We start from the raw sequence: 18347 nt of genomic DNA on the forward strand, positions 1-18347 counted from the left end.
CTAAAAGCTCCTTACAACGCTGTTATGTAAGGTTTTCGGACTCCAGTAACCACTTGCAATAATTCTTCTCACTGTAAATAACGGATCGTTCTGGTCACGCTTATCAGCCAGTGAAAAGGCCATTCTGAAACCACGTTTTTTGAGTTGCGGGATGCCTTCTGCATTCCATAGACCAAAGGGATAGGCAAATTCAGTCATTTTCTTGCCTGTGATCTCTTCCAGTTTCTTGGTCGGTTTATCCAATTGTTCTTCCCAGTCCTTTCCCTGGTATTTTTTAAAGTTTTTATGGTCGTACGTATGACTGCCGATGACATTTCCTTCGTCAGACAATTGCTTGATCTGCTCTTTGGTCATGTAATCCACAAACTTTCCTTTTTTACCGATAGAAACCGTCATGATGAAATAAACAGCTTTAAAGCCATACTTCTTTAACGTTGGTGCAGCTACGGTAAACTGGTCCATATCAGTGTCGTCAAACGTAAACATGATGGGTTTACTGGGTAAAGCCGCTCCTGTATTTAAGTACGCATATAGCTGATCCGGCAATATGGAATGATAACCACTGTCGGCCAGCATTTTTACCTGGTCTTTGAAGTTCTGTACTTCTACAATATAATCCTTTCCAACCTTACCATCGGTAGGTTTCCAATTGCGGATCTGGTGGTAACAAAGTATCGGTACCTGTTTGCGGGCCAAAATGGTTTTGGCATCTGCAACTTTTATTTTAGATACATCAACAGGGCTAGTCGGACCAGCCTGATCAGTTGTGCTGCCTGCTTCAGGAGCTTTACTTTCTGTTTGATCTGTAGGATTGGCGGTATTTGACTGAGATTTAGACTGACATCCGCTAGCTAAAATAACTGCGGCAGCAATCCAGGGTAAAAGTTGTTGTTTCATGGCTAAAGTATTTGATACAAAACTATAAAATCAATCTTATATCCACCTAACTATCGTATTTATTACAAAGAAATTTTCCACTTGGGCAGGATTAATGAATATTTTTGATCTCATAACTTATACTTTATAATGAACAAAATTTACTTGCCTTTACTCACGCTCGCGACGGTTGCTATAACCGGCTTCTGTCTTCCCGGGCAGGGTTTTTCCCAAACTAAAACCTTTACCATCACGGAAACGTTGCAACCGGCAGCTAAAGCCAATTATCAGCTGGCCTCACGTTTTTCGCCGGCTAAATTGCGCAAGCTGGTCTATTCTACAGCCGTTGATCCGCATTGGCTCAAACTGACTAACCGGTTTTGGTATGAATATGAAACACCGCAGGGCAAAGAATGGTACCTGGTGGATCCGGCAGCAAAAAGTAAAAAGAAGCTGTTCGACAACGCCAGACTTGCAGCCGAAGTAACCAATATCATTCGCGATCCTTTTGACGCACAGCACTTGCCGCTGGAAAGTCTGAAGTTCTCGGCCGATGAAAAGCACGTTACTTTTGAAATCAGAAGTTCCATTGAAGAATTGAAGAAAGACCGTAAGGATAAAAAAGCGGCAGACTCTATGCAGAAAAAGGTATTCTATTTCAATTACGAAATTGCCAGTGCCAAACTTACTGAAGTTGCCAATTACACCAAGCCAAAAGCCAAGCCTTCCTGGGGCTCAGTAGCGCCAGATTCATCCGCGATCATCTTCAGTAGAAATTACAACCTGTATTGGATGGATAAAGTCAATTATCAGAAAGCAGTCAAAAATGAGGAGGATAGTACCATTGTGGAACATCAGCTGACCAAGGATGGCCTTAAGTTCTATTCGTATGGTGTAAATGGCGATGGAGAGAATAACGAAGAGAACGAGAAAAACAATAAGAAGAGACGTGCTGCTTACGTGATGTGGTCGCCGGATGCCAGGCATTTTGTACTCAACAGAACAGATTCCCGCCAGGTCAAAGACCTTTGGGTAATCAATAATGTAGCTGCGGGCAGACCCACGTTAGAAACTTATAAATACCAGATGCCAGGTGAAAAGGAATCACCGATTACTGAAATTCTGTTGTTCAACTTCGCCTCAAAAAGCTATAAAAAATTAAATACTGCGGCATTTAAAGATCAGACGGTGTCGGTTTGGTCTGCACCCATGTTGAATAAGGACCGCGACAACGAATTCAGGCCGGCACTTTGGTTGGGTAACAATAACAAAATTTACTTTCAAAGAACCAGTCGTGATTTAAAGCGCATCGATATCTGTACGGTTGACATCAATACCGGAGTGGTAAGCCCATTAATTGATGAACGTTTCAATACCTATGTTGAAGTCAACAGGCCGGGTTTGGTTAATGATGGCAAAGAGCTGATCCACTGGTCTGAGCGCGATGGCTGGGCACATTTTTACTTGTTTGATGGCGCAGGTAAATTGAAAAACCAGATCACTAAAGGCGCCTTTCACTGTGAAGAAATTGTCAACATCGATGAAAAGAACAGGGTACTTTATTTTACAGCCAATGGTCGCGAGGGCAAGGAAGATCCTTATTATCTGCATTTGTACCGCGTAAATTTTGACGGTTCAGGAATGAAACTGTTGAATCCTGGTGACTTTGATCACGGCATCAGTATGAACGACGAAGCAAAGTATTTTGTCGATAATTTTTCCAGGGTAAATACTGTACCAAAATCTGTGTTGATGGACAATAATGGCCGTGTGGTGATGAACCTGGAGACTGCTGACCTGTCGCTGCTGATGGCTACAGGTTATAAATTTCCAGAGCCATTTAAGGTAAAAGCCGACGATGGAATAACAGACATCTATGGAGTGATGTATAAACCTTTTGATTTTGACCCCAATAAAAAATACCCGGTTATAGAATACGTATACCCTGGTCCGCAAACGGAAGCCGTATACAAGTCTTTTTCAAAAGCGATGGACCGTACCGATAGGCTTGCCCAATTTGGTTATGTGGTCGTTACCGTCGGTAACCGTGGTGGCAATCCAGCCCGTTCAAAATGGTACCATACTTTTGGTTATGGAAATTTGCGTGACTACGGATTGGCAGATAAAAAGGCAGCTGTAGAGCAATTGGCCGATCGATATGCTTTTATTGATGCAAATCGTGTAGGGATTACCGGGCATTCGGGAGGTGGATTTATGTCTACCGCTGCAATGCTGGTTTATCCTGATTTTTTCAAGGTTGCAGTGTCTAATGCCGGTAACCATGACAACAGTATTTATAACCGCTGGTGGAGCGAAAAACACCATGGGGTAAAAGAGGTGGTTTCAGCCAAAGGTGATACGACCTTTAAATACAGCATTGATAAAAATCCTGATCTGGCTAAAAACCTGAAAGGTCATCTATTGCTGATGACCGGTGATGTGGATAACAATGTACATCCCGCCAATACCATTCGGGTAGCAAACGCGCTGATGCGTGCAGGAAAGCGCTTCGAACTGGTTATTGTTCCGGGTCAGCGCCATGGTTTTGGTGATTTAACAGAGTATACTTTTTGGAAACTGGCAGATCACTTTAACAAATACCTGATTGGCGATGTCACTTCTTCAGATCAGGTGGATGTGGTGGAAATGGACCGGGAAATTGAACAGAAAAAGTAATCTGTAAAACGTTGGTATATTAAAAAAGCCCGCTGCAACATTTGCAGTGGGCTTTTTTCGCATTTATTAAGTAGAGGTCTTAGAAGTGGAACTGTACACCTAAGTTTGGAGAAAAAGTATTTGCATCTAAACCAAATCCATTAGCTTTAACTTTGTTGCCGGTAGCTTCGTCCTTGATAGAGCTGTTTGCATAACCCAATCCGTTAACTGAAAATTCGATACCGATTTTCTTAGTTGGGAAGAAAGCAAAACCTGGAGCTACATTTACACCAATATTGGTTGTGCTGGCAATTTTAGCACCGCTGTTACCATCTGCATCTAAAACTTTGTTGTTACCAAATGACATTGGAACTGACAATTGTCCGAAGAATTTGAACTGGTCAGATAATCCAACATAGTAACGTCCAAAAGGAGCAACTTCAAAAGCCTGGTTTAAGATTTTTTTACTTACTGTTTTATCGTATGTGTAACCAACACCAGTACCAATAGCAAAGTTATCGCTTACAAAATAACCAACACTAGGAATAACCTTGAAACTTAAATCTGATTTGTTTGCACCATCAACTTTAGTTGTGCTAAAACCTACGTTACCACCTAGCATGAATTTTCCTTTTTCAGTTTGTGCCTGAGTGCTGAAAGCTAATGCAGAAACTGCAACTAATGATAATAATAATTTTTTCATTTTTTTATGTATTAATTTATAATCTGGTCGTTTGTCTGTTTTTATTGTTTGACCATTTACGGTATATAGTCAATACGTGTGCCAAAGGAAATCTTTGTTGAAATGTGTTAAATTGACGTTTTTTGTAACTCGCTAATTGATAATGAAATATCTTTTTTGTATTTTATGTTTATTATTTTGTCGTGACAATCAAACATGAATTATGACAAATCCAATCGGCAAATGTTTATACGATCTGACTTTTTTTGAAACATTGTCAGTGTCAGGACTGGATGTTTTTACTTACATTTTGGATTGAAAACTGACATTGTAGCAGGTTTTCTGAAAAAACTATCAATTCATTAAATCTTTCAGGCTACCTTATGCGTTATGTATGGTATGAGACTATTGATCGATCGAAAACCAATTAAAGTATATCCTGATCCAAAGCGTGTTATCGCCCGTTTTTTTTTCAACGGAGATGAACGTGCGGTAGAAGTTGTCAAACATGTAATGTCTTTGTCAGACGAAGAGGTGTTTGGCCTGATTTCTCCATTGCTTCAGGAGTACTCCAAGAGACATCGAAATATTACCAAAATATTGACACGTCACTGCAAAAAAGTAAAAAACTGTATTGAAACGGCGGGATATGATCTGGAGAATTTGGATAAGTACCAGAAGTTATTGCTGGGCTCTTACTTTACACACGAGTATTCCATTGAATCTGCTGCATTTTTCAATCCTTCTGTTGTTGCCGATCCCGACCAGTCAGACCTGGTAGAAGGTGAACTCCGGGTAATTATCAGTTTCAGGGCTGTAGGCGAGGGGCATATCTCTTCCGTAGTCTTCAGGCGTGCGTTAATTGACCGCAACCACAACATTACGGTTATTCCCGTTGGAAATTATATCGATGAAGCTGAGATCGTTAAAAATGCCATTTACAATAAAAAGCTGTTTTTTAAAAAAGCAGTGGACTCGAAAATTGATGTGGAAGTGATTGATGAACTGGGCGTTAAGCTTCAGGATAAGTTTGATTATTCTACCCTGCGTAAAATTATTTTAGACAGTAAGGGCCATGCTGATGATGACCTCAGGAAATTGGAATACGATAAGGTGCTCTGGTTATCCGATACCTATCATGAAATCAGTTTCTCCAGAGATACCGATATCTCCGACCGGGTCATTTTTCCGATTTCTGAATTTGAACGGAAGGGAATCGAGGATGCACGCTTTGTGCGTTTTGTGAAAGAGGATGGCAGCATCATGTATTATGCAACTTATACCGCTTTTGATGGTGCGATGATTATGCCTAAACTGATGCAGACGACCGATTTTTATGATTTTAAGATCAGCCCTCTGCATGGCATTGGTGCCCAGAATAAAAACCTGGCCCTGTTTCCAAGAAAAATTAACGGTAAATATGCCATGATGTCCAGGATCGACGGCTGGAACAATTACCTCATGTATTCCGATAAGTTAACCGTGTGGGACAATCCGGTCAAATTGCAATCGCCTAAATTCGCCTGGGAATTTATCCAGATCGGCAATTGCGGCTCTCCGATAGAAACCGAGCACGGCTGGTTAGTCATTACCCACGGTGTTGGCCCAATGCGCCGCTACTGTTTGGGCGCCAGTTTATTCCAGCTGGATGATCCCTCCATAGAAATTGGCCGTTTAAATGAACCGCTTGTGATCCCGAATACTGATGAAAGAGAGGGTTATGTCCCGAATGTATTGTATTCCTGTGGATCGATCATCCACAACGGGGAACTCATCATACCTTATGGTTTGTCCGATTACTGCTCTTCTTTTGCGACGGTGAAAATAGACCTGCTGCTTGAAAAATTGAAAAGCCCTTGCTGTGTATTTGTGCCGGATAAGGAAGATGTGCCAAGACCCTAATCAAAAAAGCGCCTGGATTTATGATCCAGGCGCTTTTTTTTAAATAGTTAAGGTCTCTTTTTTACTTAGTTAAGATCTCTTTTTTTACTGCGATCAGGTCATTGTTCTGCGCATATTCATATTCGAACTCTAATCCTTTAAGTACAATCAAATGCGATATCCAATAGGCAATGGTACTTTCAGCTCCCTGGTTGCGGTTAACGCCCGTAGGCTGTAAACCATCGCCGCATCCTTTTGTCTCATGGTCAAACAGTGGCAGTTTCAGGCTGTTTTCTCCTAAAAACCATTGGTAGCACGTATACATTTGTTTGATATAAGTCAGATCGTGTGTAATCTCATAAGCCTTGAAATACATCAGCACCATCGCCATGGTTTCAATAGCTTGCTGGTCATATATGGCCATTTCTCCACCGTCGCGATACAACCAGCCATCATTGCCCACTGGGTTCAGGTAACCGTGGATCAGTGTTTTCTGGCTCAGGTATTCCATACTTTCTAAAGCGATGTCCAGTGATTCCTGATCTTTAGCACATTGGTAATGGCACAATAAAGCCAAAGGCAGGATGGCATTATCGTAGGTCATCTTATCTTCAAACCAATGCCAATGTCCCTGTTTGTTGCTGCGGTAAGCTGCTTTAAGTGGCTCTGCAAGCTGGTTAAACTGTTCCTTGATGTGCTCGTCATTCGGATGCGCCTTTAAATAGCTCGAAATTCCGATCATTGTATTTCCAATCCCTCTTAAATGTTTCAGGTCTTTAAAATGTGGAACAGATTTGTTGAACAGTTCCCTGGCAAATTCACGGTAGGAATTGTTGGGCGCATTGTTGATCAGATAACCCAATGACCAAATGGTACGTCCAAAAGAATCCTCAGAGCCCACCTCGTCAAGGTAATCGCGGGTAAAGCTCAGAAAGTTCCTGAAATTACCATCGTCACATTGCATGTATTGAATGTAACTCAGGTACACGGGTAACAGTTCCAGTGCCACCTTACTCTTATTCTGCTGATAGGCTAAAATAGCCAGGATCAATGCACGGGCATTGTCATCCACACAATAGCCTTCCTTAAGATTTGGAATTCCATATTTGGCGTGTTGTACAATTCCCGTATCATCAGTAAGCCTTTGGATGTGTGCCAGACTAAACGATGGCATCGCATCCGGATCAATGATCTGTTTGTTGCTGCCGTCTTTTTCTGCCAGCGATTTATAGATGGCTTCATCCAGCACATCAACAAAAACCTCGCCGGTGCTTGGCCAGCGTAAATGCAGGCCATACTCATAGGCATTCGATTTAAGTACTTTTAATTTTTCCTGGTCTTCAAATAGCTCATTGACAATTCCTGCAAGGGCATCTGCGTCTTTGAAATCAAATAATCTACCCCTGTTGTCGGCCAGTAATTCCTGGGCATGCCAATATGGAGTTGATATGACTGCTGCGCCGGCACCAATGGCGTACGACAAAGTTCCGCTGGTAATCTGCGCTTCATTTAAATATGGGGTAATGTACATGTCACATGCTGTCAGGTAATCAAACAACTGTTCTTCGGACACAAATTTATTGACAAAAGTCAGGTTGTCTGCCACGCCAAGCTGCCTGGCGAGCTTCTTTAAGCTATCGCGATATTCCTCACCCGAGTTACGGATGACACCTGGGTGGGTGGTACCCAGTACCACATACATTACATCGGGATTTTTAGCTACAATTGCTGGCAAGGCTTCGATCACAGTTTCCAATCCTTTATTTCTGCTGATCAGACCGAAAGTAAACAGCACCTTTTTACCTTTAAAAGGAAGTGATTCCTTGACCGGGTTATCCGCTTTGGCTTCCAGATCCGGAACACCATGTTCAATCAACTGGATTTTGTTAAATGGTATGCCATAAATGCTGGTCAGGAAACCAACCGCACGGTGGCTCATCACCACTATTCTGGAAGAGTATTTGGCAATTTCCCGTATAATCGTCAGTTGCATGTACGATGGATCTTTTAAAATCGTATGCAAAATGGTCACCAGGGGTTTTTGCAACCGGGCGATTAAAGGCAAGATGTATACACCGCTTTCGCCACCGTAAATGCCAAATTCATGCTCCATGATGCAGGCGTCCACCAGACTGGTATTGATGTAATCTGCTGCACGGATATAATCTTTCTGGTTTTCCTGTCTGATCTTATATTTTACTTCTGCAGGATATTCATAAGTATCCAAATGTTCAGCATCATTCATGGCCACTACATAGCTGTCTTCAGAAACAGCATTTTTATCATAGCCAATCGCACGTAAAAGATTGTGATTGAAGGTCGCGATGCCACACTCGCGCGGCGGATAACTGGAAATATAAGCGATTTTCATAATTGATAAGGAATATTAAGTATTGAATTAACATTTCTTACCTGGAATTGTTCTTCGTAACCTGTTTTATTTATGAGATATGACAAAAGTCTAAACAAAATGCAGATATATCATAAAACATTCGTCCTCCTGAATTTAATTCAGGAGGACGAACATCGTAAAAAACTTCATCAAGTCATGACCTTTACTTGTTGTTCAGGAACACAAAATTGTGGTCGAACATGTCCAGTTTAATTTTGCTGTCTTTATCTATTTTTCCAGCCAGGATCTCTTTTGAAAGCTCATTCAAAATACTTTTCTGAATTACACGTTTTAGAGGTCTTGCACCAAACTGAGGATCATATCCCAGTTCTGACAACCAATCTAAAGCTTCATCTGTAGCCTCAATTTCAATACCCATTTCGGCAAGCGTTTCCTGTACATGTTTAAACTGTAAGCTCACAATGTTTCTCAACTCGCTTCGGTTTAAAGGTGTAAACATGATCAGTTCGTCAATACGGTTCAAAAACTCGGGTCTGATCGTTTGTTTCAACAATTCAAACAACTCGTTCTTGGTTTTTGCAATCACCTCATCTCGGTTTTCGTCGCTCAGCGATTTAAAATTATCCTGAATCAGGTGCGAACCAATGTTCGAAGTCATGATGATGATGGTGTTTTTGAAGTTCACCACACGACCTTTGTTATCTGTCAGACGACCATCGTCCAATACCTGCAGTAAAATGTTAAAAACATCCGGATGGGCTTTTTCAATCTCATCCAGCAATACCACTGAATAGGGTCTTCTCCTTACTGCTTCAGTCAGCTGTCCGCCTTCATCATATCCTACGTATCCTGGAGGCGCTCCAATTAAACGGGAAACGGCATGACGTTCCTGATATTCACTCATGTCTATCCTGGTCATCGCATTTTCGTCATTGAACAGGAATTCGGCAAGTGCCTTGGCAAGTTCGGTTTTACCTACACCGGTAGTCCCTAAAAATATGAAGGAACCAATGGGTTTGCGTTTGTCCTGTAAACCTGCTCTAGAACGGCGGATGGCGTCAGAAATGGCTTCAATGGCCTCATCCTGTCCGGCAACACGTTTGTGGAGCTCATCTTCCAGGTTCAATAATTTTTCCCTTTCACTGGCCACCAGTTTGGTTACCGGGATACCCGTCCATCTGCCTACCACACCTGCAATATCATCAGCAGTAACCTCTTCCTTCAGCATCCTGCTTTCACTTTGCAGACCTTCCAATTGGGTTTTGAGCAGTTCTACTTTATCCTGAGATTCTTTAATCTTTCCATAGCGGATTTCTGCCACCTTGCCGTAATCACCGGCACGTTCGGCCTGATCAGCTTCGAGTTTATAATTCTCAATCTGCTCCAGTTCATTGTTGATGCTGTCTACCAAATCCTTTTCACCTTGCCATTTTGCTTTGATCTCATCCCTTTCGGCCGACATGTTGGCAATTTCTTCGCCCAATGATTTCACTTTTTTACTGTCGTTTTCACGTTTGATCGCCTCACGTTCAATCTCCAGTTGCATGATTTTACGGTTCAGTTCGTCTACCTTTTCAGGAACGCTGTCCATCTCTAAGCGCAATTTAGAGGCCGCTTCATCCATCAAATCAATGGCTTTATCTGGTAAAAACCGGTCGGCAATATAGCGTTGCGACAATTCAACAGCTGCAATGATCGCCTCGTCTTTAATACGTACCTTATGGTGAGTTTCATAACGTTCCTTTAATCCTCTTAAAATAGAGATTGCGTCCTGGGTATCTGGTTCATCTACCATTACTTTTTGGAAACGGCGTTCTAAAGCTTTGTCTTTTTCCAGATATTTCTGATACTCGTCCAGTGTAGTTGCACCAATGGCGCGCAATTCTCCACGGGCAAGTGCCGGTTTCAGGATGTTTGCTGCATCCATGGCGCCTTCACCGCCTCCCGCTCCTACAAGGGTATGGATTTCGTCAATAAAGAGAATGATATCCCCGTCACTTTGCGTTACCTCTTTAACTACAGCTTTTAACCGTTCTTCAAACTCGCCTTTGTATTTAGCTCCCGCAATCAGTGCCCCCATATCTAATGAGTAAACAGTCTTGGTTTTCAAATTGGTAGGGACATCTCCTTTAATAATTCGATGTGCAATACCTTCAGCAATCGCAGTTTTTCCTACACCTGGTTCTCCAATCAGGATGGGATTATTCTTGGTCCTCCGTGATAAAATCTGGATTACCCGTCTGATTTCATCGTCGCGGCCAATTACCGGGTCAAGTTTTCCGGATTCGGCATATTCATTTAAGTTGCGTGCATATTTATTCAGGGCATTATAGGTTGCCTCGGCGTTCTGATCGGTTACATGATTGTCGCCCCTCAAAGCCACAATTGCTTTTTTTAGGTCTTTTTCTGTTACACCCTGATCTTTTAAAAGTTTAGCCGTGTGGTCATTTACAGACAACAAGCCAAGTAGCAGGTGTTCTACAGATACAAATTCGTCCTTAAATTCTTTTAAATAGGATTGTGCTTTTTGCAAAGCTGAATTGCTGCCTGAAGTTAAATAAGGGCTACTGCCGCTCACTTTAGGAAACTTTTCGATTTGCGTGTCCAATTGCTGGTTGAGCACATTTATATTCACATTCAGTTTCTTTAAAACATAAGAAACTACATTTTCATCAACAGTCAGCAGACCTTTTAGGATATGTGCTGTTTCAATAGCTTGTTGCTGATTGCCTTGAGCTATTTCAGAAGCCTGTTGAATCGCTTCCTGGGCTTTTATAGTGAAGTTGTTGAAGTTCATATCTCTGTTTAAACAAAGTAAATGCCACATTAATTTCGTGTTTAAAAACGGAAATTTTGTCTGTTTAATGTAATGTTAGCTGACTAAATGGCTGTTTTGTGTTGTTTATGCTGCACAAATAACAGTTCCGTCCAAGGATCAAAATTTGTTGGTACCGATATGAGCTTATATCAAACTCTATTTTAAATAAGTGATAAATTTATATCATATCCATGTTTTTTCGGTAAAACATGGACATGATATGGACTTGACATGGACTTAACATGGACTTTAATAAAATATAATCTCAGTTTGTACAAAATTGGACTTGTCTCATTTGGCCTTTTGTTTTATAAAATCTAGAGGATTGGGCAGGAAAATAAATAAATTTTCCGTCCTTTGCGGTTTACCTAATTTTAATGCCAACTCCACTTGAAGAATTTTATCTGCAAAAAGAGGAGCCCATCAGGGGATGTCTGCTTGCGCTAAGCGCGCTGATCCAGTCACAGGATCAAAAGATCACCGCAGAATGGAAGTATAAAATGCCTTTTTTCTATTACCAGGGAAAAATGCTGTGTTACTTATGGGTTCATAAAACCTTTAAGCAGCCTTATATTGGTTTTGCAGATGGGTACGGCCTTGATCATCCGGAATTGATTCAGGAAAAAAGGGCAAGAATGAAAATCCTATTGTTAGATCCATTACAGGATTTACCGGTAGGTGTTATCAACCATTTAATAAAAGCAGCAATTGCGCTGCACTGAGCGAGAGGATTACAGATGAAAGAGTTTTTCAGATTATATTTAGATGCCTATAAAGGCTTATCGACCCCAGCATGGATGCTGGCCCTGGTGATGTTGATCAACAGGAGTGGGGCTATGGTGATTCCTTTTTTAGGCGTATATATGATCAACCACCTTCATTTTTCATTGGAAGATGCAGGGACTGTATTGAGCTGTTTCGGTATTGGTGCAGTTTCCGGATCTTTTCTTGGAGGCTGGCTGACCGATAAGGTTGGGCATTTTAAGGTCCAGCTGGTTAGTTTGATTTTAACGGTGCCTATGTTTTTCTTATTGCCGGAACTTGATCGGGTGCCTACACTGGCTATAGGTGTATTTATGTTGAGTATCATTTCAGAAACTTTCCGGCCTGCCAATTCAGTTTCGATTGCTTTTTATTCTAAGCCGGATAACATCATCCGATCCTTTTCATTGAACCGCATGGCGATGAACCTTGGGTTTTCCATTGGCCCGGCTTTAGGTGGTTTTCTGGCAGCGATATCCTATACTTTTTTATTTTATGGTAATGCCATTGGTGCATTTTTCTCGGCGGTGCTGTTTTTCCTTTACTTCAGAAATCGCAAGGGACATGAGCAGGTGAAAAAGGCAGAGGCTGATTTACCTGCAGAGGCCAATGCCGACCGATCGCCCTACAAAGACGGTCCGTTTATGGTGTTCAGTTTGTTCTGTTGTGTTTTTGCCATTTGCTTTTTACAGCTTTTGAGCACTTTGCCGATGTATTATCGTGAGGTTTATCAGTTAACTGAAGCCAAAATCGGGATTATTCTGGCTTTTAGCGGACTGGTGGTTTTTGGATTGGAAATGCTCCTGGTGCATATCGCTGAAAAACGGTTTACCTCCCGAACCATTATTGTCTGGGGTGCTGTGCTTTGTGGGCTGTCTTTTCTCATTTTAAACCTGGCACATGGGATATGGGTACTGTATGTTTCTATATTTGTGTTGTGTATTGCTGAAATCCTGGCTATGCCTTTTATGGCCACCATTACTTTACAGCGTTCTTCTGTCAAGAAAAGGGGCGTATATATGGGCATCAATGCTTTGTCATTCTCCTTTGCACATATCTTTTCTCCTTTTTTGGGTACCCGAATTGCAGCCGCTTATGGTTTTGACATGCTTTGGTGGGGTACCGTTGCGGCTTTGTTTTTAACCGCAACCGGCTTTTATTTCGTCATGAACCGGATGAAGTTATCCAGTTAAGGGGTCTTGCTCTTTGGTGTTGTTTTATTCAAAGAACCCTGAGGGATGAGCAAGACATGAAGGGTATGACTTGAATTGGCCGGTAGAGTGGTTTCAAAGCCAACCATGACAGTTCCAGGGTTTGGGGAATCGTAGTCAGTACTTGGCTGGGTAGACCAGGTTTTGATGGAAATGTTAGCCGGCTCCTGCACCCTCAATATTAATTTTTTGCCCTTGCTGCTCAGTTCAGCTTCATTTTTACTGATGATTTTGACATCGGCAGTGGTTAGCATAGACCAGCGAACCAGTGTTTCACTGGCATTTGTTTGCAGTTCATCGTGTACTGTCACATAAGCCTTTTTGACAATCGCGATGCTGCGGATTGCTTTGTTGACTTGTCCTTTATAAACGGAACTGATGTTTACAACGGCATTCATATGCATCGGATCATTGGAGTAACTGACAATTGGTGCAGAACCGTCTACCCGTTGCAACTCCTTGTTTATGGTCAGTGTATTGTGGTACATGTTGTTGTAGCGCAACACTTGCCAACGTTGCGAGTTTTGTTTCATATTCCATAAATCAATGCCTTTAGACTCTAGTGATTCGTAAGCTTGCATGCCAAAATCACTTGCCCAGCGAATGTGGTCGGCCTCCATAACAAAAGAGCCTACATCCATGTGACCGTGATTGATACCTGGAGAGCCGCCTTTCATGCCTACAAAAATGGCATTTGGATCTGTCCAGGAGCTGCGCATGAGTGCGATCGGGTTGATGCCTTTACCTACAAACATGTTGGTCTTTGGTGCAGTTATTTTATTCAGGGAAATCCCACTGCTCCAGATCAGCATGGCTGGAAGCAGGCGGTCGTCTGTAAATGTCCTGGCCGGTTGTTTCAGGTAATTTTGTTCATTGAATAGTAACGAGGGATCGTTTAATTTTGATGCAAACCAGAACATAGCCGGATTAAGTTCTCCTTTGGTTCCAGAATCGAAAAAGTTGAAGGGTTGGCCGGTAGGACCGGTCATATTTAAGAGGAAACCTGCCGTTTTTAAAAATCCAGGCTTATCGGCCAAACCAAAGTCTGTTCCGAAGGCTTTTTGAAAGGCGCTGATCAGCATGACATTAAATGTAGTGCCATAAGCCCAATAGCCATATCCCTCAGGGTAGGCGCCGTCTGGTTCATAAACCTGCATCGGTAAATTAACAGTGCTTACCGCCCGGTTGATGATGGTGTTAGAGAAATCAGCCTGATCTTCATATACGGCTATGGCACCGAAAGACAAGCCGGCATTACAAACCTGGTTCCAGTTGTGGGCTGCCTTTAGCCAAAATGTAGTTGAATTGGATTCCATAGAAGGAGTAAGCCCTTTTTGAATGATCGCTGTTTTGATGCTTTCACGAGAATTTTTGGAGAGGTCGTTGTAGAGCCAGTCGTACCCAATGGCAACAGCCATGGTCATTTCTGCCACATCTAAAAAGTGTGAAGGATTCCAATCGCTGAAAGCCGATACGGCAAGGAGTTCTTTTTCAGCTCGTTTCAGGTATTTTTCCTCATGGGTCATTCTCCAGGCATAAGACAAATAGAAAACCCTTTCCAGGCAGGTTCTCGATTTATCCAGTAAGCGGCGCCCAATTTTGACGTGCTCTACAGGGGGAAGGGTTAAAAAAGCATCACATTTAGTCAGTATGCCCTGGTGTACTTTTTCCCAGAGCGGATCGTTTTTTAAAGTCTGCCTGATTTTTTCTTCTTCTCCTTTTAACAACAATAGCCGGGGGTGATCCGGAATGTTTACTTGTCCGGTGAGTTTTTGCTGTGCATTGCTGATCAGGGTAATGAGCATCAGGGAGCAGGTGAAGAAAAATTTAGCCGCAACTTTCATATTTTCTGGTTTCTATAAATTTGGTTTCTAAAACTACAAATATTTAAGCTTATCAGACTAATGTCATCTATTTTAGATTTATAGGTATATCGGGAAAAGTCGATATACCTTTGCTTTATGGATCAGTTAGAAATATTCAAAGCACTTTCCAATAAGACCCGTTTGCAGATTTTGCAGTGGCTTAAAGAACCTGAAAATCATTTTGCGAAGCAGGACCATGCCGATTTTGAGACCATTGGGGTATGCGTTGGGCAGATACAGCAAAAGGCCGGTTTAACGCAGTCTACCGTGTCGGATTATTTGTCTATGCTGCAGAAAGCGGGTTTACTGGAGTCGACCCGAGTTGGGCAGTGGACTTATTACCGGAGGAATCCTGTTGCTTTTGAGGCGCTTTCTGATTTTATTAAAACAGCAATATAGATTTAGAAATATATGAATACAAACAATTTATTCAGGCCTTTTAGTCTGAAATCATTGAACATAAAGAACAGAATCGTGATGGCGCCAATGACCCGGTCATTTTCGCCTGATGGCATTCCAACAGCTGATGTTGCTGCATATTATACTAAAAGAGCAGCTGCTGAAGTGGGATTGATCTTGTCGGAAGGGACCGTTATTGAACGCGTTGCATCTTCCAATGATCCGAACATTCCTCATTTTTATGGTGAAAAGGCTTTGGCTGGTTGGAAAGAGGTGATCAACAGCGTACACCATGCTGGCGGAAGTATGGGCCCGCAGATCTGGCATATGGGGGTGATGGAAAATCACCATTCGGGATGGCTGCCTGCTGAACCTTTTGAAGGTCCTTCGGATTTAAATAAGCCAGGTTTTTCTAATGGTAAAGCCATGACAGAAAAAGATATTCAGGAAGCTGTGCTGGCTTATGGAAGGGCTGCTGCTGATGCCAAACGACTTGGTTTTGATTGTGTGGAGATTCATGGTGCACATGGTTATCTGATCGACCAGTTTTTCTGGGAAGGAACGAATAACCGGACAGATGGATATGGCGGACAAAGCCTGGCAGCGCGTAGTCGTTTTGCGGTAGAAGTGGTGAAAGAGGTGCGCAGACAGGTTGGGGAAGATTTTGCGGTGATCATCCGTTTATCGCAATGGAAACCTCAGGACTATACTTTTCAATTGGCGAAAACACCTCAGGAAATGGAAAGCTGGTTACAGCCTTTGGCAGATGCGGGTGTGGATATTTTTCACTGTTCTCAACGTCGTTTCTGGGACGCAGAATTTGATGGTTCTGACCTGAATTTTGCGGGCTGGGCTAAAAAGATTACTGGTAAAGCGACCATTACTGTAGGCTCTGTTGGGCTTTCAGGTGAGTTTTTGGCCGCATTCAGAGGGGAAAGTTCTGAGCCCAGTTCATTAGAGGAACTGATGCGCAGAATGGACCGTGGAGATTTTGACCTGGTAGGTGTTGGCCGACCTTTGTTGGCAGATCCACAATGGGCACATAAAATACATGAGGGACGTACAGCAGAGTTGAAAGGTTTTTCTAAGGAAGCTTTGATGAAACTGGTGTAATTTCATTAAGGCATAAAAAAAGCTGATCATCAGAGATGATCAGCTTTTTTTATGCCTTTGAACGGCTATTTGCTTGATTAGTTTTTCACAAATTCTGTGTTTGCATTTAAAGTAACTTCTTCACTTAACATCGCAGCTGGGTATTTGGTACCGAAACCGAAATCAGATCTTTTGATTGTTCCGCTAACTTTGAAACCTGCGGTAGCTTTTTTAGACATTGGGTTAGTGGTTACACCTCTTAAAGTTGCATCTAAAACAATTGGTTTAGTTACACCATGGAAAGTCAGGTTACCGCTCACTTTGAATTTATTAGCAGCTACTTTTTTAACTGAAGTACTTTTGAAAGTCAATTTAGGGAATTTAGCAGCATCAAAAAAGTCTGCCCCTTTTAAATGCTCATCTCTTTTTTCATTGTCTGTATTTACTGAATTTACATCAGCGCTCAATTCAACCACTGCATCAGAAAAATCATCTTTAGAAGTTGTGATTTTAGATTCAAAATTTTTGAATGATCCTTCAACATCGGTAATCAGTAAGTGGGTGATTACGAAGCCTATTTTAGAGTGCGCCGTATCTGCCGTCCAGGTTGATTCAGCAAATGGTTTGAATGCGAAAAGGGCAGTACTGATAACAACTGCAAGCAAGACTAATTTTTTCATAATATTTTGTTGTTTTTTTTAATACAAAGAGCGGGATTTTAAAGCATACCCGCATTGATGTATGGTAAGAAATGAAAAATTTAACTTTTATTTTTTAAGCATTGTAAACATAGAATTTTTTACCACGGATTTGTTGTCCTTTAATTTCCAGGTACTGCCCTTTGTGATCGCGTGCATTTTTAATGACGAAAGGTTCATCTGTATTTTGCGCCAGTTCAAAGGCAAGCTTCAGCTTGTCGATCTGCGTTTCTGCATTTATTTTCCATTTTTTGCCCAGGTACCAAAAATAAGCCACTGTATTTCTGGATGAGCCTAATATTTTGCCGTCTAGCCTGATATGGGTTGGATTTTTTTCTTTGTAAGGGACTACCTCTTTCTGATAAAATTCTTTGAAATCCTGGTATTCCGGAAGTGATTTGATTGTATTCATAAAATAATTTCACGCAATTTACATCATTTATATACTCGGTGTATTGATAATGTTAAATTTTAAGGGGTAACATTTTTCATAGTGGCTTGATCTCTCTCTGTAAACCAAGACCAAAACATGAAAAAGCTCATCACCACCTTAGCCAACATTCGCTGGACCGGCTACAAACCGCTGCTGGCTATGGACCTGAAAACCCATGCCTGTAATTTCAATTGTGAAAAACCGATCAGAATTGTAAAAGTAGGGTACCGAACCTGGAAAACAGGAATCACTTATCAGATTTCTTTATGGCAAACCGGGGTAAAAATGCCTTTGGCTACTTGTAAGGTTACACCGGAAGATACAGGTGTAATCCAGTTCTTCGCATTGACAGAACCAGTGTATGCCTGGCCGGGTATCAGTTACTATATCAGTCGTACCTACGTCAGCGGGGGGCCGAACCATAGCATTACCGATTATATCGGTTGGCTGAGCACAAAAGGTGGCGCGGCTGTTTACCCGATCCGGGCTGAGGAAATTACCCTATCTAATGGCTTTTTTAGTGATGACGAAAATCCGATTGAGAGTGACAACGTATCAAATATCACTACAAATACCTTATTGCCTTTGATTGATTTTGAATATACCCTGCAGTTTCAGTGAG

Annotated in this window: 14 protein-coding genes; 7 read left to right on the forward strand and 7 right to left on the reverse strand. The window is 41.8% G+C overall.

Going from position 1 to position 18347, the window contains the following annotated elements; all coding sequences use genetic code 11:
• Window positions 1–897 carry a polysaccharide deacetylase family protein gene (locus IM797_RS19045; RefSeq protein WP_194128769.1) on the reverse strand — a complete coding sequence of 299 codons (897 nt, stop codon included), beginning with the start codon at window positions 895–897 and terminating at the stop codon, window positions 1–3.
• A gap of 129 nt (window positions 898–1026) precedes the next feature.
• On the opposite strand from IM797_RS19045, the gene IM797_RS19050 reads away from it, so the two are divergent.
• Window positions 1027–3552: a DPP IV N-terminal domain-containing protein gene (locus IM797_RS19050; RefSeq protein ID WP_194128770.1), complete on the forward strand. Its 2526-nt coding sequence runs from the start codon at window positions 1027–1029 to the stop codon at window positions 3550–3552.
• A 79-nt stretch (window positions 3553–3631) separates the two neighbouring features.
• Here IM797_RS19050 and IM797_RS19055 read toward each other — a convergent pair whose 3' ends face one another.
• Window positions 3632–4234, reverse strand: a complete 603-nt coding sequence (locus tag IM797_RS19055) for an outer membrane beta-barrel protein (protein WP_194128771.1) — start codon at window positions 4232–4234, stop codon at window positions 3632–3634.
• Window positions 4235–4612: 378 nt separating this feature from the next.
• Between IM797_RS19055 and IM797_RS19060 the strand changes: the two genes are divergently transcribed.
• Window positions 4613–6115 (forward strand): glycoside hydrolase family 130 protein, encoded by a 1503-nt coding sequence (locus IM797_RS19060; protein ID WP_194128772.1) that lies wholly within the window; start codon window positions 4613–4615, stop codon window positions 6113–6115.
• 61 nt (window positions 6116–6176) lie between these two features.
• Here IM797_RS19060 and IM797_RS19065 read toward each other — a convergent pair whose 3' ends face one another.
• The gene (locus IM797_RS19065) at window positions 6177–8465 is read right to left on the reverse strand and encodes a glycosyltransferase family 4 protein (RefSeq protein WP_194128773.1); all 2289 of its coding nucleotides are present in this window, start codon (window positions 8463–8465) and stop codon (window positions 6177–6179) included.
• Between the two features lie 184 nt (window positions 8466–8649).
• Window positions 8650–11244: an ATP-dependent chaperone ClpB gene (gene clpB / locus IM797_RS19070; protein WP_194128774.1), complete on the reverse strand. Its 2595-nt coding sequence runs from the start codon at window positions 11242–11244 to the stop codon at window positions 8650–8652.
• 398 nt (window positions 11245–11642) lie between these two features.
• Between clpB and IM797_RS19075 the strand changes: the two genes are divergently transcribed.
• Both IM797_RS19075 and IM797_RS19080 read left to right on the forward strand, forming a co-directional pair.
• On the forward strand, window positions 11643–11987 hold the full coding sequence (locus IM797_RS19075) for a DUF1801 domain-containing protein (protein WP_194128775.1): 345 nt from the start codon (window positions 11643–11645) through the stop codon (window positions 11985–11987).
• A 15-nt stretch (window positions 11988–12002) separates the two neighbouring features.
• Window positions 12003–13220 (forward strand): MFS transporter, encoded by a 1218-nt coding sequence (locus IM797_RS19080; protein ID WP_194128776.1) that lies wholly within the window; start codon window positions 12003–12005, stop codon window positions 13218–13220.
• On the opposite strand, the gene IM797_RS19085 is transcribed toward IM797_RS19080, so the two are convergent.
• Entirely contained in the window at window positions 13217–15082 is a 1866-nt protein-coding gene (locus IM797_RS19085) for a heparinase II/III family protein (RefSeq protein WP_194128777.1), read from the reverse strand. The genes IM797_RS19080 and IM797_RS19085 overlap by 4 nt on opposite strands.
• Before the next feature lie 117 nt (window positions 15083–15199).
• Between IM797_RS19085 and IM797_RS19090 the strand changes: the two genes are divergently transcribed.
• Together IM797_RS19090 and IM797_RS19095 are read left to right on the forward strand one after the other, a co-directional pair.
• Window positions 15200–15502 carry a helix-turn-helix transcriptional regulator gene (locus IM797_RS19090; RefSeq protein WP_194128778.1) on the forward strand — a complete coding sequence of 101 codons (303 nt, stop codon included), beginning with the start codon at window positions 15200–15202 and terminating at the stop codon, window positions 15500–15502.
• 12 nt (window positions 15503–15514) lie between these two features.
• A complete protein-coding gene (locus tag IM797_RS19095) occupies window positions 15515–16615 on the forward strand; it encodes an NADH:flavin oxidoreductase (RefSeq protein WP_194128779.1) in 1101 nt (366 codons plus the stop codon).
• Window positions 16616–16692: 77 nt separating this feature from the next.
• Here the strand turns inward: IM797_RS19095 and IM797_RS19100 are convergent, their stop codons facing one another.
• Both IM797_RS19100 and IM797_RS19105 read right to left on the reverse strand, forming a co-directional pair.
• Window positions 16693–17274, reverse strand: a complete 582-nt coding sequence (locus tag IM797_RS19100; protein WP_194128780.1) for a YceI family protein — start codon at window positions 17272–17274, stop codon at window positions 16693–16695.
• 94 nt (window positions 17275–17368) lie between these two features.
• Complete coding sequence (locus tag IM797_RS19105; protein WP_194128781.1) at window positions 17369–17704, reverse strand: hypothetical protein; 336 nt, start codon at window positions 17702–17704, stop codon at window positions 17369–17371.
• 117 nt (window positions 17705–17821) lie between these two features.
• Between IM797_RS19105 and IM797_RS19110 the strand changes: the two genes are divergently transcribed.
• Window positions 17822–18346: a hypothetical protein gene (locus IM797_RS19110; protein ID WP_194128782.1), complete on the forward strand. Its 525-nt coding sequence runs from the start codon at window positions 17822–17824 to the stop codon at window positions 18344–18346.
• The last annotated feature ends 1 nt before the right edge of the window (window position 18347 follow it).

This window comes from Pedobacter sp. MC2016-24 (genome assembly GCF_015223055.1).
GTDB lineage: Bacteria > Bacteroidota > Bacteroidia > Sphingobacteriales > Sphingobacteriaceae > Pedobacter.

Bases quoted from the DNA above. Each gene is read 5' to 3' on its own strand.
- IM797_RS19045 (WP_194128769.1), bottom strand. From the start codon at position 897: ATGAAACAACAACTTTTACCCTGGATTGCTGCCGCAGTTATTTTAGCT.
- IM797_RS19050 (WP_194128770.1), top strand. From the start codon at position 1,027: ATGAACAAAATTTACTTGCCTTTACTCACGCTCGCGACGGTTGCTATA.
- IM797_RS19055 (WP_194128771.1), bottom strand. From the start codon at position 4,234: ATGAAAAAATTATTATTATCATTAGTTGCAGTTTCTGCATTAGCTTTC.
- IM797_RS19060 (WP_194128772.1), top strand. From the start codon at position 4,613: ATGAGACTATTGATCGATCGAAAACCAATTAAAGTATATCCTGATCCA.
- IM797_RS19065 (WP_194128773.1), bottom strand. From the start codon at position 8,465: ATGAAAATCGCTTATATTTCCAGTTATCCGCCGCGCGAGTGTGGCATC.
- clpB (WP_194128774.1), bottom strand. From the start codon at position 11,244: ATGAACTTCAACAACTTCACTATAAAAGCCCAGGAAGCGATTCAACAG.
- IM797_RS19075 (WP_194128775.1), top strand. From the start codon at position 11,643: ATGCCAACTCCACTTGAAGAATTTTATCTGCAAAAAGAGGAGCCCATC.
- IM797_RS19080 (WP_194128776.1), top strand. From the start codon at position 12,003: ATGAAAGAGTTTTTCAGATTATATTTAGATGCCTATAAAGGCTTATCG.
- IM797_RS19085 (WP_194128777.1), bottom strand. From the start codon at position 15,082: ATGAAAGTTGCGGCTAAATTTTTCTTCACCTGCTCCCTGATGCTCATT.
- IM797_RS19090 (WP_194128778.1), top strand. From the start codon at position 15,200: ATGGATCAGTTAGAAATATTCAAAGCACTTTCCAATAAGACCCGTTTG.
- IM797_RS19095 (WP_194128779.1), top strand. From the start codon at position 15,515: ATGAATACAAACAATTTATTCAGGCCTTTTAGTCTGAAATCATTGAAC.
- IM797_RS19100 (WP_194128780.1), bottom strand. From the start codon at position 17,274: ATGAAAAAATTAGTCTTGCTTGCAGTTGTTATCAGTACTGCCCTTTTC.
- IM797_RS19105 (WP_194128781.1), bottom strand. From the start codon at position 17,704: ATGAATACAATCAAATCACTTCCGGAATACCAGGATTTCAAAGAATTT.
- IM797_RS19110 (WP_194128782.1), top strand. From the start codon at position 17,822: ATGAAAAAGCTCATCACCACCTTAGCCAACATTCGCTGGACCGGCTAC.